At 54.9% G+C, this 16,225-nt stretch carries 11 protein-coding genes; all 11 read left to right on the plus strand.

Annotation, left to right across the window (positions count from 1 at the left end):
- Nucleotides 1-27: 27 nt before the first annotated feature.
- The 11 genes from DA373_RS10310 (at nt 28) to DA373_RS10360 (ending at nt 16,128) form a co-directional block, all read left to right on the plus strand.
- Entirely contained in the window at nt 28-1,452 is a 1,425-nt protein-coding gene (locus DA373_RS10310; RefSeq protein ID WP_107852228.1) for a mannose-1-phosphate guanylyltransferase/mannose-6-phosphate isomerase, read from the plus strand.
- A gap of 7 nt (nt 1,453-1,459) precedes the next feature.
- A complete protein-coding gene (locus DA373_RS10315) occupies nt 1,460-2,824 on the plus strand; it encodes a phosphohexomutase domain-containing protein (protein ID WP_107852229.1) in 1,365 nt (454 codons plus the stop codon).
- A gap of 184 nt (nt 2,825-3,008) precedes the next feature.
- A complete protein-coding gene (locus DA373_RS10320; RefSeq protein WP_107852230.1) occupies nt 3,009-4,184 on the plus strand; it encodes a nucleotide sugar dehydrogenase in 1,176 nt (391 codons plus the stop codon).
- A 59-nt stretch (nt 4,185-4,243) separates the two neighbouring features.
- The gene (locus tag DA373_RS10325) at nt 4,244-7,135 is read left to right on the plus strand and encodes a glycosyltransferase (RefSeq protein ID WP_198650291.1); all 2,892 of its coding nucleotides are present in this window, start codon (nt 4,244-4,246) and stop codon (nt 7,133-7,135) included.
- A 338-nt stretch (nt 7,136-7,473) separates the two neighbouring features.
- On the plus strand, nt 7,474-9,555 hold the full coding sequence (locus tag DA373_RS10330) for a glycosyltransferase family 2 protein (RefSeq protein WP_107852232.1): 2,082 nt from the start codon (nt 7,474-7,476) through the stop codon (nt 9,553-9,555).
- A gap of 155 nt (nt 9,556-9,710) precedes the next feature.
- On the plus strand, nt 9,711-10,484 hold the full coding sequence (locus tag DA373_RS10335) for a glycosyltransferase family protein (RefSeq protein ID WP_232821249.1): 774 nt from the start codon (nt 9,711-9,713) through the stop codon (nt 10,482-10,484).
- Between the two features lie 54 nt (nt 10,485-10,538).
- Nucleotides 10,539-11,630, plus strand: coding sequence for a dTDP-glucose 4,6-dehydratase (rfbB, locus tag DA373_RS10340; protein ID WP_107852233.1), 1,092 nt, complete (start codon nt 10,539-10,541; stop codon nt 11,628-11,630).
- The gene (rfbD, locus tag DA373_RS10345; RefSeq protein ID WP_107852234.1) at nt 11,630-12,535 is read left to right on the plus strand and encodes a dTDP-4-dehydrorhamnose reductase; all 906 of its coding nucleotides are present in this window, start codon (nt 11,630-11,632) and stop codon (nt 12,533-12,535) included. The genes rfbB and rfbD overlap by 1 nt, the downstream gene beginning before the upstream one ends.
- Nucleotides 12,522-13,409 (plus strand): glucose-1-phosphate thymidylyltransferase RfbA, encoded by an 888-nt coding sequence (gene rfbA / locus DA373_RS10350; RefSeq protein ID WP_107852235.1) that lies wholly within the window; start codon nt 12,522-12,524, stop codon nt 13,407-13,409. The genes rfbD and rfbA overlap by 14 nt, the downstream gene beginning before the upstream one ends.
- Nucleotides 13,409-13,981 carry a dTDP-4-dehydrorhamnose 3,5-epimerase gene (gene rfbC / locus DA373_RS10355; protein ID WP_107852236.1) on the plus strand — a complete coding sequence of 191 codons (573 nt, stop codon included), beginning with the start codon at nt 13,409-13,411 and terminating at the stop codon, nt 13,979-13,981. Before rfbA ends, rfbC begins: the two co-directional genes overlap by 1 nt.
- On the plus strand, nt 13,978-16,128 hold the full coding sequence (locus DA373_RS10360; protein ID WP_232821250.1) for a capsular polysaccharide biosynthesis protein: 2,151 nt from the start codon (nt 13,978-13,980) through the stop codon (nt 16,126-16,128). The genes rfbC and DA373_RS10360 overlap by 4 nt, the downstream gene beginning before the upstream one ends.
- Nucleotides 16,129-16,225: the final 97 nt, after the last annotated feature.

A 16,225-nucleotide genomic window follows, 5' to 3' on the forward strand; every position in this document is an offset into this window, starting at 1 on the left:
AGTTAACAACAAAAATTAGGTTTATTCATGCTTTTTCCCGTGATTATGGCCGGCGGCTCCGGCTCGCGCCTGTGGCCGCTTTCCCGCCAGCTCCACCCCAAGCAGTTTTTGCCCTTGGCCGATGAACAACTGTCCATGCTGCAGGCTACGTTAAAGCGGCTGGACGGGCTGGAAACGGCAGCCCCGAGTTTAATCTGCAATGAGCAGCACCGCTTTCTGGCGGCCGAGCAGCTGCGCCAGTTGGGTGTGCAGCAGGCCAACATTTTGCTGGAGCCGGTGGGGCGCAACACGGCCCCGGCCATTGCCCTGGCAGCGCTGCAGGCCTGCCAGCAGGAAGAAGACCCTGTGCTGCTGGTGCTGGCGGCAGACCATGTTATTCAGGATGTGGCCGCCTTTCATGCCAGCATTGCGGCGGCCCTGCCATTGGCGCAGGCCGGCAAGCTGGTCACCTTTGGCATTGTGCCCACCCAGCCGGAAACCGGCTATGGCTATATTCGCCGGGGCCAGCCGCTGGAAGTGGCCGGCGAGCCGCAGGGCGGCTACGGCGTGGCCCAGTTTGTGGAAAAGCCGGACTCGGCTACGGCGCAGCAATACCTGGCCAGTGGCGACTATTACTGGAACAGCGGCATGTTCCTGTTCCGCGCCCGCCGTTATCTGGAAGAGTTAGAAGCGTTTCAGCCGGGCATGCTGGCCGCCTGCCGGCAGGCCATGGCAGGGGCACAGCGGGATCTCGACTTTATTCGGGTAGAAGCCGCCGCCTTTGCGCAATGCCCGGATATTTCGGTGGACTATGCGGTGATGGAAAAAACCAGCGATGCCGCCATGGTGCCGCTGAATGCCGGCTGGAACGATGTGGGCTCCTGGTCCGCATTGTGGGAAGTGCAGAGCAAAAACGACCAGGGCAACGCCCTGCACGGCGATGTGCTTACAGAGTTTACCCATAACACCTTTGTGCATGCCGAAAGCCGGCTGGTGACCACGGTCGGCGTAGACGATCTGGTGATAGTGGAAACCAAGGATGCGGTGCTGGTCGCCCACAAAGACAAGGTGCAGGAGGTGAAACAGATTGTTGGTCAGCTGAAAGATCAGGGCCGCAGCGAGCACATCAACCATCGGGAAGTGTATCGCCCCTGGGGCAAGTACGATGCCATTGAAAACGGCGAGCGCTATCAGGTTAAGTGCATTACCGTCAAGCCCGGCGCCCGGCTCTCGGTGCAAATGCATCATCACCGCGCCGAGCACTGGATAGTGGTGAGCGGCACCGCCAGAGTGACCATTGGCGACAGCACCCGCCTGGTGACCGAAAACCAGTCTGTTTACATTCCCCTGGGCGAAGTTCATGCCCTGGAAAACCCCGGCAAAATTCCCCTGGAGCTGATTGAAGTGCAGTCCGGCGCCTACCTGGGTGAAGACGACATTGTGCGCTTTGACGATCGCTACGGCAGAAAGTAGGACAACCATGACCCAATTAACCTGTTTCAAGGCCTACGACATTCGTGGGCGGCTGGGCGATGAGCTGAACGAAGACATTGCCTATCGTATTGGCCGGGCCTACGGCGAAGTGGTCAAGCCCGGCACGGTAGTGGTGGGCGGCGATATTCGTGAAACCAGCGAGGCGTTAAAGGCGGCGGTGGCCAATGGCCTGGCCGATGCGGGCGCCAATGTCATTGACTTAGGGCTCACCGGCACCGAAGAAGTGTATTTCGCCACCTTTCATTTGGAGGTGGACGGCGGCATTGAAGTAACCGCCTCTCACAACCCCATTGACTATAACGGCATGAAGCTGGTGCGCGAGGGCAGTCGGCCCATTTCCGGCGACACCGGCCTGAAGGACATTCAGCAACTGGCAGAAAGCCAGAACTGGAGCGAGGTGGTAAAGCGCGGCACCATTACTCGGCAGGATCTCAAGGCCGAGTTTGCCAGACACATGGTGAGTTATGTGAATGCCGCCCGGCTCAAGCCGCTCAAGCTGGTGGTGAATGCCGGCAATGGCGCCGCCGGCCCGGCACTGGATGCCATTGAGCGGGAGCTGAGCGCCCTGGGTGTGCCTTTTGAGTTCATCAAGGTGCACCACCAGCCCGATGGTTCGTTTCCTAATGGCATTCCCAACCCCTTGCTGCCGGAAAACCGCGCCGCCACGCACGAGGCGGTGATTGCGCACCAGGCTGATATGGGCATTGCCTGGGACGGCGACTTCGACCGCTGCTTTTTGTTCGACGAGCAGGGCAATTTTATTGAGGGCTATTACATCGTTGGCCTGCTGGCGGAGGCGTTTTTGCAAAAGCAGCCCGGTGCCAAAATTATTCACGACCCGCGCCTCACCTGGAACACGGTGGATATTGTGTCCGCCAATGGTGGCGTGCCGGTGCAGTCCAAAACCGGCCATGCCTTTATCAAGGAGCGCATGCGCCGCGAAGACGCCGTTTATGGCGGCGAGATGAGTGCGCACCACTATTTTCGTGACTTTGCCTATTGCGACAGCGGCATGATCCCCTGGCTGCTGGTGGCCGAGCTGCTGTGCGTGAGCGGCAAGCCGCTCTCAACCCTGGTGAGCGAGCGCATGGCGGCCTATCCATCGTCCGGCGAGATCAACAGCCAGCTGGCCGATCCCAAGGCCGCCATTGCCCGGGTGCTGGAAACCTACCGCCCTCAGGCGCTGCAGGTGGATACCACAGACGGCATCAGCTTGGATATGGGGGAGTGGCGTTTTAACCTGCGCAGCTCGAACACCGAGCCGGTGGTGAGGCTGAATGTGGAAAGCCGGGCCAACCCCGAGCTGATGAATAATAAAACCGCAGAGCTGCTGGCCTGTTTGCGGGCATAAAGAGCGCACAATAATGTCACGAGCCATAAACGGACTTACCGAACGTTACCCGGCCCAGTTGTTAATGCCGCTCGTGAACATGCTCGCAGTGATAATGGTATTGAGGTCATATACAACGGCCAGAGCCACGTCGGTTTAGTCTGATATGCTCATCAGTAATTTCACAAAAAATAAAGAACAGAAAATGTCAAATTATAACATCACCATCGCTGGTACAGGTTACGTGGGGTTGTCCAATGCCATGTTGCTGGCACAACATAATTCAGTTATTGCCATCGACATTATCCCAGAAAAAGTTGATATGTTGAATGATCGGATGTCGCCTATTGCCGATGCAGAAATTGAACATTTCCTTAAAGAAAAAAAACTAAATTTTCGAGCAACGCTTAGCAAAGAAGATGCATACGCCAATGCGGATTTCGTCATTATCGCAACCCCAACCGACTACGATCCTGGAACGAATTACTTTAATATAGATAGTGTTGAAGCTGTGGTAAAGGATGTTATCGCCATCAATCCGGATGCAGTAATGGTCATCAAGTCAACTGTTCCAGTTGGGTATACGCAACGCTTGAAAGAAAAAACCGGCTTTCAAAACCTGATTTTTTCGCCCGAATTTTTACGGGAAGGCAAGGCTCTCTACGATAACCTATATCCTTCGCGAATTATCGTAGGAGAGCGTAGCGAACGTGCCGAACAGTTTGCCGGGCTACTACAACAGGGCGCAAAAAAGCAGGATGTGCCAGTACTGTTTACCGACAGCACCGAGGCCGAGGCAATAAAACTGTTTTCCAATACCTATCTGGCCATGCGGGTCGCCTACTTTAACGAGCTGGACACCTATGCCGAGAGTCACGGCCTTGACTCCTGTCAGATTATCGAGGGGGTCGGGTTGGATCCTCGCATTGGCAACCATTATCACAACCCTTCTTTTGGTTACGGTGGCTACTGTCTGCCAAAAGACACCAAGCAGTTACTGGCCAACTACCAGGACGTACCCAATAACATCATTCAGGCGATTGTGGATGCAAACCGTACCCGCAAGGATTTTATTGCTGACTCGATACTCAAAAGAAACCCAAAAATAGTGGGCATCTACCGGCTGGTAATGAAAAGTGGTTCCGACAACTTTCGTGCATCTGCCATACAGGGTGTAATGAAACGCATCAAGGCCAAGGGTCTTGAAGTGATTATATATGAGCCTGCAATGGAAAAAGACGAGTTTTTTCACTCCAGAGTAATAAAAGATCTGGAAACCTTCAAACACTCGTGTGATGTTATTGTTACGAACCGCCATACTGAGGAACTTCATGATGTAAAGGATAAAGTCTATACTCGGGATCTTTTTGGCAGTGACTAACTTTATGTGTTTTTTAATGACTTTCTCAACGCTGTGTTTTTTTTGCAATGAGTAATGGTATGACAATTCGGTCCAAACTTGCTCGCTGGTTTCAGCGTTCATCAGCTGCCACTGAACAAGTAATGCCGGACAGTTTTGATGAACAAGCCTATTTGCAAGCCAACCCCGATGTAGCAGCCGCAGGAATGAATGCATGGTTTCATTACAACCATTATGGCCGCGCAGAGCAACGACAGTTACGCCGCAACCGGGCGTTAATCTATGAGCATCACCTCTGGCGTGGCCTTGAGCAACGCATGCATCCCTTGCTGCAGGCTCTGCTGAAGGACGGAAATGCCAGCGAGGAAGAACGCAGATCGGCGCTGTGGGTACTGGCTCGATGGGCTGCCTGGAAAAATACCTGGCCGGAAGTCGTCTCCTATTTACAAACGTATATTGACACGACTCCCGGCCATCACATCACGACTGGTATATGGTTGCTGTATAGCACCGGACTACAACGTACTGGCCAGTATGATCAGGCTTTGCAAGTGCTTCTGCATGCTCAGCACCTGTTGCCGGAAGAAACTGATTTATTACTGGCACAAGCCAATATAGAAGCGCACTCAACTACGGCCCAGTTAACACTGCTCAATCAGGTGTTCAGTCACCATCACCTTTCTCCAATAAGTACTATACCGTCATCAGCTTCCCGTCTTGACGCTTTAAAGGCTGCAACGTCTGTCAAAAAAGAATCCGCTCTCTCAGCAAAACCAGTTCTGATCAGTGTAATTATACCTGTCTATAACGCGGCCAGTTACATTGTTACCGCATTGCGCTCTCTGGCAGAGCAAACCTGGCCCAGACTTGAGCTGATCCTGGTGGATGATGCAAGTTACGATGATACACTCGCTGTAGTTCAAAGATGGCTGAAAAAGAACCCTCTTCCTTTTGGGAAAACCCTTAAGATACTCAAACAAGATAAAAATAATGGAGCATATGCTGCCCGTAATGCCGGACTAATGGTGGCCAGTGGTGATTTCATTACCATTCATGACAGTGATGACTGGTCTCACCCACAGAAAATTGAGTATCAGGCCCTGGCACTATTGAAAAAACCAGATTGCGTTGCCTCTTTTTCATACTGGGTCCGGGCATCTTCAGACTTACAGTTTGGCCAGTGGCGGGCTGATGAGCATTGGACCGAGAGAAATGAATCTTCTCTGTTATTCCGTCGCCAGGTTTTTAAAAAGCTTGGATACTGGGATAACGTGCGCGTGGCAGCCGACTCAGAATACTTTTTGCGAATTCAGGCAGCATATGGAGCAGACAGCATAACTGCTGTATTACCAAAGGTGCCTTTATCTATTGGCCGAGTAATGCCAACTTCTCTTACCCAGCTTAGTGAAACGCATCTGGTTACACAGCTTAATGGTGTACGAAAGCATTATATCGATGCGACACGGCGCTGGCATGCCAGCGCTCATTCACCAAAACACCTGCATTTGTCAAAAAATCCGAAACTACGACCATTTTTAGCGCCTGCCGCATTATGTAGCAACAAAAAGCAAGCTCAGTTCACTCATCCAATCGATATCATTCAACAAAGCGCATGGTTTGATGCTCTCTGGTATACTCATAGTCATGCTGATTTACTGAACAGTACCACCGACCCAGCCTCCCATTACTACCAATATGGAGCGAAAGAAGGAAGAAGCCCCGGGCCGGCCTTCAGCCCATCCGGTTATGCCACTTTTTATTCAACACCAAAACATACTATTACTTATCAAGAGTCATTGCTCCATTTCCTGTCAGCTGGTCAAGATCAGGGAAACATGCCCTGCCCGACACTATCGGGCGTGCAACCAGAGCATCCTGAACAGCCATGGATAGTGGTATGTGGTCACCAGGCAGACCAGAAAATATTTGGTGCTGAACGTTGTTTGCTGGATGTAGTAGCTGCCTTGTCGGCACTTAATCTGAATACAGTTGTCACCTTACCCACCGCTGTAAACAAAGATTACCTGTCCGATATACGACAACACTGCCAGCACTTGGTAATTCTTCCTTACACTTGGTGGCATTCTGACAAACCAAGTTGCCAACGAACCATTGATCTATTTTCTGGTATATTCAGGAAGTATTCAATTTCATATCTTTTGGCCAACACAGTAGTGCTTGATGAACCGATACAAGCAGCGAAAAAATGCAATGTGACTGTTGCCTGGTATATTCACGAACTTGTTGACTCCGATGCCGACTTATGCAAAAGCCTGGGGGCAACCGCACCACACATTCAGAAGCGTGTATCCACAATGGCGGACCTGGTGCTCGCAAACTCTCAAGCCGTCGCAAAATTATGGCCAAGCAAGCCTTCTTTAATAGTACCCAATGTACTGAATACAACTGATTATGATATACCCTTTCCCGACTCCACTTCTCTACGGGTAGCATTGATTAGCAGCAACCTTCCGAAAAAAGGTCTGCAAGATTTTGTACAACTGGCCCAGCAAGTTGCCAACAATCAACAAGCCATAGACTTTTTGTTAATTGGTCCCGAGAATAACGAAATCAAAACATTAAAAACCAAGCAGGCTTCTGGTTCTCTACCAGAGAATTTAATTTTCATTGACTATATTCCAACAATAAGTGCAATAGCAAAAGCTGATGTGGTATTAAATTTATCGCATGTACAGGAGTCATTCGGACGCACCCTGTTAGAGGCGATGGCCGCTGCTCGCCCAGTTATCTGTTATGACTGGGGGGCGTTACCCGAACTGATAACTCATGGTGAAACTGGGTTTCTCGCCCCAAAAGGTGATATAAAAAAAGTCGCTGAATACGTGACTCTTCTAGCCAACAATAAAATAATTCGCCTTAATATGGGGCTCTCTGGCAAGATGCGTGCACGAGAATTATACAGACCTGCTGTTATGCAGGAGGCCCTGGCACGCTGTTTTAAACTCAAGTGAATATCATTTCTTAATATAGAGTGATATATGCGATATCAGTCATTCCCTCAGGGTGAGAGCATACTTTGTTCAATGTGTGTTCTTATGGCGTGCGTACGTAAACTTTCGAGCTTTTCCCAGAACGAAATCGTGAGAATTTCACATAGAAACGCAAACCCTGAACCACAAAACGACCGATTTTGAAGTATATTCTCGCCCTGGGCTTGAAGCAGTTCTGGAACTGAGTCTCGAGAACAACGGTGCCCGCATTCCTCTGACACGCATTTCTGTTACTTCAGAACAAACTGCTTCGCTAAGCACGAAACTAGCCCAAGGTTTTAAGAGGTTACGGAGTTAGTATGTTGCCAGTTTCTGAACATAACTCAGCTCTATTAATAAAGAGGGTTAAGCTCGCCACTATATACGGCTGGGCACTAATACGTGGCCAACTGGAATATAGCGGCCCTGAGCTAGAAGTAACACTATTCGCTGAACACGAAAGCGGAAAGTTGCTTAGTTATAACCTTCCCGTAACCCTGAAGGGAAAACTTTGTGAAGTGGTTAAGCTGCCTGATGCCAAGCAGATATGGCTGGAAGTAAAAAGCATTGGTCCTGCCGGTGGGCTTGATACCGTCACTATTACTCGTACAAACTGGGCCACCGCTCGTTATTTGATGTGGCGCCGGCTGTATAACACCTATACCACCGCCCCCCCGGCACAGCGGCGTGTACTGGGTTTGCATCCGCTCGCCATGCTGCGCGATCCTTATTCGGCGTATACGCTGATTGGCAAAAGCCGTTATTACACAGCCTCACCTGCCTACGCTCGGTGGATTGAACAGAGCGAGAATTTTACCCCGGCCGTTTCCCGCCGCCTGAAACGCTCGGTAAAAAAACAGGCGTTTACCGGTGTCATGTTTGAGGTAGTCATAGACGCTCGCCAGGCCGCCTCGCCTGCCATCGTGCAACAAACCCTGAATTCGCTGCAGCAGCAACTGGAAATCGCACCGGCAGCGTGCAAGGTGTTGCTGACTGCGCAGCAAAAGCATGACTGGGCATTGCTGTTCAAACATGCCGAACCCATCGTGGTTGAGGCACTGGCGGAAACACACTGGCCCGATAACCACTGGATATTGCTGCTGCAGGCTGGCACCCGCATGGCACCCTGGGCGCTGACTTGGCTGGCTACCGAAGCACACAAGCCGAATATTGCCTTTATCTATTCGGATCACGACTACTGGCTGCATAACGCACGCGAAAACCCGCAGTTCAAACCCGACTGGTCGCCAGAACTGGCCCGCAGCGCCGGCTTTGTGGGAGCGGCCTTTGCCCTGCGCGGCCATGTGCTGACCCGGGCCCTGGCCACCTGTGGCTTTAACTCGGCCTATGAGCTGGTGCTGGAAGCGACTGTACACCTGAAGGACAGCGCGGTCTGTCATATTCCTGCCGTGCTGTTTCACTATGGTGCGGCCGAGAGCTCAACGACGGAGCGTTCTGCCCTGGAACAGTATTTTCAGCGCCATCAGGTAGCCGCCACCGTGTGTGAGCAGGGGAATTATTTAAGAGTGCGTTATGCGTTGCCGCAGGCCTTGCCCAAAGTCTCCATTGTGGTGCCCACCCGCGATGCGTTGCACTATCTGCAAACCTGTGTAGACAGCCTGCTGCAAAAAACCACCTGGCTCAACTATGAGCTGCTGGTGGTAGACAACCAAAGCAGTACGCCTGCAACCTTGGCGTATTTTGAGCAGATATCCCGCCACCACAATGTAAAAGTGCTGCGCTACAACAAGCCGTTTAACTTTTCAGCCATTAACAATTTCGCGGTGGCGCACGCCAGTGGCGATGTGATTTGTTTGCTGAACAACGATACCGAAGTGATAAGCCCCGACTGGCTGGAAGAAATGGTATCGCGCCTGCTGCAACCAGACGTGGGTGTAGTAGGCGCCCGCCTGTATTTCAGCGATGGCAGAATTCAGCACGCCGGCGACGTGTTGGGCCCCGGCGGTTGCGCCACCCATTTGCACGGCATACTGGAAGAAAACGATCCCGGTTATATGCACCGGGCTGTGCTGGCTCAGGACTTGTCGGCGGTTACCGCTGCTTGTCTTGTAACGCATAAACGGCTGTATCAGCAACTGGGTGGCCTGGATGAAAGTAACCTGACCGTGGCTTTTAACGATGTGGATTACTGCCTGCGGGTAAGAGAAAGCGGCCTGCGCGTGATTTACACGCCTTATGCCGAGCTTTATCACCACGAGTCGATATCTCGCGGCAAGGATGACTCGCCGGGAAAAAAGGCCCGGGCAAAAGGTGAAACACAATTTATGCGCAGCCGCTGGGGGCATATTATTGAGCGGGATCCGTTTTATAACCCCAACCTCAACTATTCCCAGCCCGATTTCAAACTGGGTAAAATCCCCCGGGTGGAGTGGCCGTGGTAACGCCGGCCACTACCCTGGTGGTGCAGCAGGGCGCCAACCCATCCACCGTTTTTTTTATACGGCCCTGGTTGGCGGCCGCGGGCTTCCCCATATCAGAGACCGATTTAAGCGCACCATGCCCACCACTGACTACGCCACTGGCAGGAGTTGTGTTTGTGCGTTATCTCACCCCGGCCTGGCGCAAATGGGTGGAAAACAACCGCGCACAGCTGGGCCGGCTGGTGTTTTTTATGGACGACGACTTGTTCGACTACCGTGCTCACACCGATCTGCCGCTGCGCTATCGCTACAAGCTGTGGCTGCTGGCCCGGCGGCATCAAGGCTGGCTGCAACGCATGGGGGCCGAGCTGTGGGTATCCACGCCATTTCTGGCGAATAAGTATGCCGGGTGGTCACCACTGGTACTGCAGCCGCAGTCACCCTATGTGCACTCAACGCCACAAAAAACGCTGTTTTATCATGGTTCGGCATCGCACGGTGCAGAATTTGATTGGCTGTATCCGGTGTTTGAGCAGGTACTGGCGCAGGATGCCAGCCTGAGTGTAGAGCTGATTGGCAACCATGCGGTACGCAGGCAGTTTGCCCCCCTGCCCCGAGTGCATGTGCTGCACCCCATGAGCTGGCCGGCCTACCAGACCTTGCTGTCCCGCCCGGGGCGCACCATTGGTCTGGCACCACTGCTGAATAACCGGTTTAATGCCGCCCGGGCACCCACCAAGTTTTTTGATATTACCCAGGCCGGCGCCGTGGGCCTTTATGCGGATCATCCGGCTTATCGTTCTGTTATACAGCACCAATACAATGGCTTGCTGCTGCCGATAGAGCAGCAGGCATGGGTGAATGCCATCCTGGAGCTGAGTGAAAACGAAGAGCAAAGGAAAGCCATGTGGCAACATGCCAAGGCATGCTGCGCAGGCCCTGCCAGCTAAAACGACAGCTACACGTGCATATAAATTAACTTTTTCATGGTCACCGAGACTGTCATGCGCAAAATTCTGGTAACCGGCGGAGCCGGCTTTATCGGCTCGGCGGTGATTCGCCATATCATCAAGCACACACCCGATGCGGTGGTGAACCTGGACAAGCTTACCTATGCCGGCAACCTGGCGTCGCTGGCTGAAGTAGACAACTCTTCCCGCTATCACTTTGTACGGCTGGATATTTGTGACAGGGCAGGCCTGGATGCCGTGTTTGCCGAGCACCAGCCCGATGCGGTAATACACCTGGCGGCAGAAAGCCATGTGGACAGATCCATCTCCGGGCCGGCGGAATTTATTAACACCAATATAGTGGGCACTTACACCCTGATGGAAGCCGCCCGCCACTACTGGAACGGGCTGAATGCCAGTCGCCAGAAGGCATTTCGCTTTCACCATATATCCACCGACGAGGTTTACGGTGATCTGCCCCATCCGAGCGATAACGCAGCACCTGCGCCGCTGCCGCTGTTTACCGAGGCCACACCCTATGCCCCCAGCAGCCCCTATTCTGCCAGCAAGGCGAGTTCGGATCACCTGGTGCGGGCCTGGCAGCGTACCTATGGCCTGCCGGTGCTGATCACCAACTGTTCCAATAACTATGGTCCCTGCCAGTTTCCGGAAAAGCTGATCCCGCTGGTGATATTGAACGCGCTGGAAGGCAAGCCCCTGCCCGTTTATGGTAAGGGTGATCAGATCCGCGACTGGCTGTATGTGGACGATCACGCCCAGGCGCTGTATACCGTGATCACTCAGGGCACACCAGGCAACACCTGGAACATTGGCGGCCATAATGAAAAAACCAACCTGGAAGTGGTGCATACCATCTGTGAACTGCTGGAAGAGCTGGCCCCCTCACACCTCACTCCTTACGCCTCACTCATAGAGCATGTGAAAGATCGCCCCGGCCATGACCGCCGCTATGCCATCAACGCCGGCAAAATTGAGCGGGAGCTGGGCTGGAAGCCACAGGAAACCTTTGAATCGGGCATTCGCAAAACCGTGCTGTGGTATCTGCATAACCGGGAATGGGTAAGCAACGTAAAAAGCGGTGCTTACCCGCGCTGGGTAACGCAGCACTACGGAGCCGGCCAGTAATGCACATTCTTTTATTGGGCAAAAACGGTCAGGTAGGATGGGAGCTGCAGCACGCTCTGGCACCACTGGGGCGGCTGACCGCCTTGGACCGTGCCAGCACCGATTTTTGTGGGGATTTAAGCAAGCTGGATGGACTGGCGCGTACGGTCAGAGCACTGAAACCGACGGTCATTGTGAACGCCGCCGCTTACACGGCGGTAGACCAGGCGGAACGCGAGTCCGAACAGGCACAGTTGATTAATGCCAAGGCGGTAGCGGTGCTGGCCCGGGAAGCCGAGGCCATTGGCGCCTGGCTGGTGCATTATTCCACCGATTATGTGTTCAGCGGCGAAGGCACCATCGCCTGGCGGGAAACCGATGCCACAGCTCCGCTCAATGGTTACGGCGCCAGCAAGCTGGCCGGCGAACAGGCCATTATGCAGCACTGCTCACGCCATCTCGTGTTTCGTACCAGCTGGGTGTATGCCACCCGCGGTAGCAACTTTGCCAAAACCATGCTGCGCCTGGGTCTGGAGCGGGAAGCGCTGAGCGTGGTGGCTGACCAGATCGGCGCGCCCACCAATGCTGCCCTGATTGCAGACGTGACCGCCCATGCGCTGCGCCGGGCCATGACACAACCGGCACTGACGGGGCTTTATCATCTGGCGGCGGCGGGCGAAACCAGCTGGCACGGCTATGCGGCCTTTGTGTTTGAACAGGCACGCCATGCAGGCCTGCCGCTGGTGCTGCAAACGTTGCACCCCATTGCCACTCAGGCATGGCCCACGCCCGCCACCCGGCCCCTGAACTCCCGGCTGAATTGCCGCAAGCTGGAAACCGCCTTTGGTATTACGCTGCCTCACTGGCAACAGGGACTGACACACACGCTGAACGAAATTCTGGAGCCACTCATTGAACAGGCGTAAAGGCATTATTCTGGCCGGGGGCTCGGGTTCCCGGCTTTATCCGGTGACCATGGCGGTCAGCAAGCAACTGCTGCCGGTGTATGACAAACCGATGATCTACTACCCGCTGTGCACCCTGATGCTGGTGGGCATTAAAGACATTCTGATTATCAGCACCCCGCAGGACACTCCCCGCTTTGAGCAGTTACTGGGCGATGGCAGCCAGTGGGGGCTTAACCTGCAGTATGCGGTACAGCCCAGCCCGGACGGGCTGGCCCAGGCCTTTATTATTGGCGCCGGCTTCATTGGCGAGGACCCTTGTGCCCTGGTGCTTGGCGACAATCTCTTTTTTGGCCATAACCTGCAGCAGGTGCTGGTGCAAACCAACGATCAGACCCAGGGCGCCACTGTGTTTGCCTATCATGTGCACGACCCCGAGCGCTATGGTGTGGTGGAGTTTAACGAGCAGGGCCAGGCCCTCAGCCTGGAAGAAAAGCCCGCCAAGCCCAAGAGCAATTATGCGGTCACTGGCCTGTATTTTTACGATAACCAGGTGATTGATATTGCGCGTAATTTGCAGCCCTCGGCGCGCGGTGAGCTGGAGATTACCGATGTAAACCGGCATTACCTGGCGCGGGGCGAATTGTCGGTGTCGGTAATGGGCCGGGGCTATGCCTGGCTGGACACCGGCACCCACGACAGCCTGATGGAAGCCGGCAGCTTTATTCAGACCATCGAGCACCGCCAGGGCCTGAAGGTGGCCTGCCCCGAGGAAATTGCGTACCGCAAGGGCTTTATTGATGCCGGGCAGGTTGCCCGACTGGCCGGGCCGCTGGCCAAAACCGCCTATGGCCAGTATTTGCTGCGCCTGATCCAACCCGGATTCAACCCCTGATGAAGATGATTAACACCACCATTCCCGATCTTTACATTATTGAGCCCACCGTATTTGGCGATGAACGGGGCTTTTTCTTTGAAAGCTTTAACCAGCGCCGGTTTGAACAGGCCATTGGCCGCCCTGTAAATTTTGTGCAGGATAATCACTCCCGCTCAGCCCGGGGTGTGCTGCGTGGTCTGCATTATCAGGTGGCGCAGCAACAGGGCAAACTGGTGCGCTGCACCCTGGGTGAGGTATTTGACGTGGCGGTAGATCTGCGCCCCGGCTCGAACACCTTCGGACAATGGGAAGGCATAGTGCTCTCGGCGGAAAACAAACGGCAGGTATGGATTCCGGAAGGCTTTGCCCACGGCTTTGTAGTGCTGTCTGAAGTGGCCGAGTTTTTGTACAAAACCACCGACTATTACGCCCCCGAGCATGAGCGAGCCATTCGCTGGAACGATCCCACCCTGGCCATAGACTGGCCGCTGCCCTGCCCGCCCGTGCTTTCGGAAAAAGACAAACAGGCACCACTGCTTGCCGATGCCGAGTTCCCCCCAAAAAAGGGGTCGGAGTCATTTTTAAAATGACTCCGACCCCTTTTTTGTTGTTAACCACCTCTCTTGGCATCTGGCGCCAGCGCCGGGTGCTTAACGCTCTGCTGGCGCCTCATTCCCTTGGGCTTATGCCCGGCAACAGCCCCGCCGCGGTTGTGGGCTGGGGCATGAAGCCCAACACCGACCGCGCCCGCCGGCTGGCAGAGCGGCGCGCCCTGCCCTTCTGGCAGCTTGAAGACGGCTTTATCGGCTATATCGGCCACCCGGCCGAAGACGGGCACCGGCTGTCGCTGATTGTTGATGAGGTTGGTGTGTATTACGACGCCACCCGCCCAAGCGCCCTTGAGCACATGCTGCAGAGCCTCGACTGGTGGAATGACGACTGGCAACAACGGGCCGGGGCGCTACGCCAAGCTCTGGTTGAGAACGGCATTACCAAATACAACTGCTATGCCGGCAACACATTGCCGGCGGCAGTGACGGCCAGGCTGGATAATGCTCGCCCCAGGGTGCTGGTGATTGATCAGACCAGAGGCGATCAGTCGGTGCGGCTGGGGCTGGCCAGCGAGCGGTCGTTTGCCGATATGCTGGCCGCCGCCAAGGCCGAAAATCCGGGTGCCCAGATTATTGTGCGCACCCATCCGGATGTGCTGCTGGGTAAAAAACAGGGCTATTTAACCGATGTGGGTGACGATGTGCTGTTGCTGGCCGACAGCGTGAACCCCTTTGCACTGATGGCGCAGGTAGACAAGGTATATACCGTTACTTCTCAGCTGGGTTTTGAGGCGCTGCTGGCCGGCAAGCCGGTGGTGTGCTTTGGCGCCCCCTTTTATGCCGGCTGGGGGGTTACCGACGACCGCATTGCGGTGCCACGCCGGGGCGAGCCACGCACCGTGCCGCAGCTGCTGGCGACGGCCTATCTGCGTTATTGCCGTTATCTGGATCCGATCACCGGTGAGCGTTGTGAGCTGGAAGATGTGCTGGATTTGATTTTGGCGCAGCGTTCACCAATGCCGCCGGTGGATGATCTGTATGCGGTGGGGTTTTCGCTGTGGCGACGGCGTTTTGCGCCCCGTTTTTTACGGCGTTATGCCAGGAAAGTGACCTTTGTTAAGCGTATTCCGGACACCGGTGCCGTGCCTGATACTGCGGCAGGGGCTGAACACACCATGGACTCCCGCCTGCGCGGGAATGACCCCACTCCCTCGTCATGCCTGCGAAGGCAGGCATCCAGTGCCGTGCTGGTATGGGGCCGCCGGTTTGAGTCGCAGCTGGCGAATTGCCCACTGCCGGTATGGCGTATGGAAGACGGCTTTTTGCGCTCGGTGGGGCTGGGCTCGGATCTGCGCCGGCCGGGCTCACTGGTGATAGACCCTGTTGGCATGTATTACGATCCGCGCACACCCAGCGCCATTGAACATTATCTGGGTCATCACGCATTCTCTGCTCTTGAGCTGAGCCTGGGCGAGCAGCTGTTAACGCATTTTCGCGAGCAGGCGCTGACCAAATACAATGTAGGCACGCGCCGCCGACTTGACTGGCGAAAGCTGGCCAATGGCCGACCGGTGCTGCTGGTGCCCGGCCAGGTGGATGACGATGCCTCGGTACAGCTGGGCAGCCCGTTCGTGGCCGGCAATGCCGCTCTGCTGCAGGCGGTGCGGGCCGCGCACCCCGATGCCTTTGTCATATTCAAGCCGCATCCGGATGTGGTGAGCGGCAACCGCAAGGGGCAGGTGCCGGAAAAGGTACTGAAGACTTGTGTGGATCTGGTGGAAACGGACGCTGGCATAGTCGACTGCCTGGATGCCTGCGATGCCGTGCATGTGCTTACCTCCCTTACCGGGCTGGAGGCGCTGATCCGGGGCAAGCCGGTTACGGTATGGGGGCAGCCCTTTTATGCCGGCTGGGGGCTGACTACCGATGTGCACCCTGTAGCGCGCCGGGGCCGCGCCCTGCCCCTGCCGGCGCTGGTGTATGCCACCTATGCCTGGTATCCCACCTATGTGGATTATAAAACCGGGCTGTGCAGCACGCCGCTACGCTTCGCGCGCCAGCTGGCCAAGGAGCGGGAGCAGTTCAAAGAGCCGGACAACCGGATGCTGCGGCTGGTGCACCGCCGGCTGCGCAAGGCGCGGTATTTGTGGGAAGCATTGGCCCCTTTGGGGAGCTTTAAGCGGTAAGCTGTCAGCTATAAGAAAAACAAAACACCGATGTGTGGATTGGGCTGTAGGCGCCGCTTTAGCCGGCGCTAACCTGCAAACGGTGCCATGTCTGCAG

It is taken from the genome of Oceanimonas marisflavi (assembly GCF_003049725.1).
Classification (GTDB): Bacteria; Pseudomonadota; Gammaproteobacteria; order Enterobacterales; family Aeromonadaceae; genus Oceanimonas; species Oceanimonas marisflavi.

What these genes read in the sequence shown, in the direction of transcription:
- DA373_RS10310 (WP_107852228.1), top strand. Translation starts at nt 28, where the DNA reads ATGCTTTTTCCCGTGATTATGGCCGGCGGCTCCGGCTCGCGCCTGTGG.
- DA373_RS10315 (WP_107852229.1), top strand. Translation starts at nt 1,460, where the DNA reads ATGACCCAATTAACCTGTTTCAAGGCCTACGACATTCGTGGGCGGCTG.
- DA373_RS10320 (WP_107852230.1), top strand. Translation starts at nt 3,009, where the DNA reads ATGTCAAATTATAACATCACCATCGCTGGTACAGGTTACGTGGGGTTG.
- DA373_RS10325 (WP_198650291.1), top strand. Translation starts at nt 4,244, where the DNA reads ATGACAATTCGGTCCAAACTTGCTCGCTGGTTTCAGCGTTCATCAGCT.
- DA373_RS10330 (WP_107852232.1), top strand. Translation starts at nt 7,474, where the DNA reads ATGTTGCCAGTTTCTGAACATAACTCAGCTCTATTAATAAAGAGGGTT.
- rfbB (WP_107852233.1), top strand. Translation starts at nt 10,539, where the DNA reads ATGCGCAAAATTCTGGTAACCGGCGGAGCCGGCTTTATCGGCTCGGCG.
- rfbD (WP_107852234.1), top strand. Translation starts at nt 11,630, where the DNA reads ATGCACATTCTTTTATTGGGCAAAAACGGTCAGGTAGGATGGGAGCTG.
- rfbC (WP_107852236.1), top strand. Translation starts at nt 13,409, where the DNA reads ATGAAGATGATTAACACCACCATTCCCGATCTTTACATTATTGAGCCC.
- DA373_RS10360 (WP_232821250.1), top strand. Translation starts at nt 13,978, where the DNA reads ATGACTCCGACCCCTTTTTTGTTGTTAACCACCTCTCTTGGCATCTGG.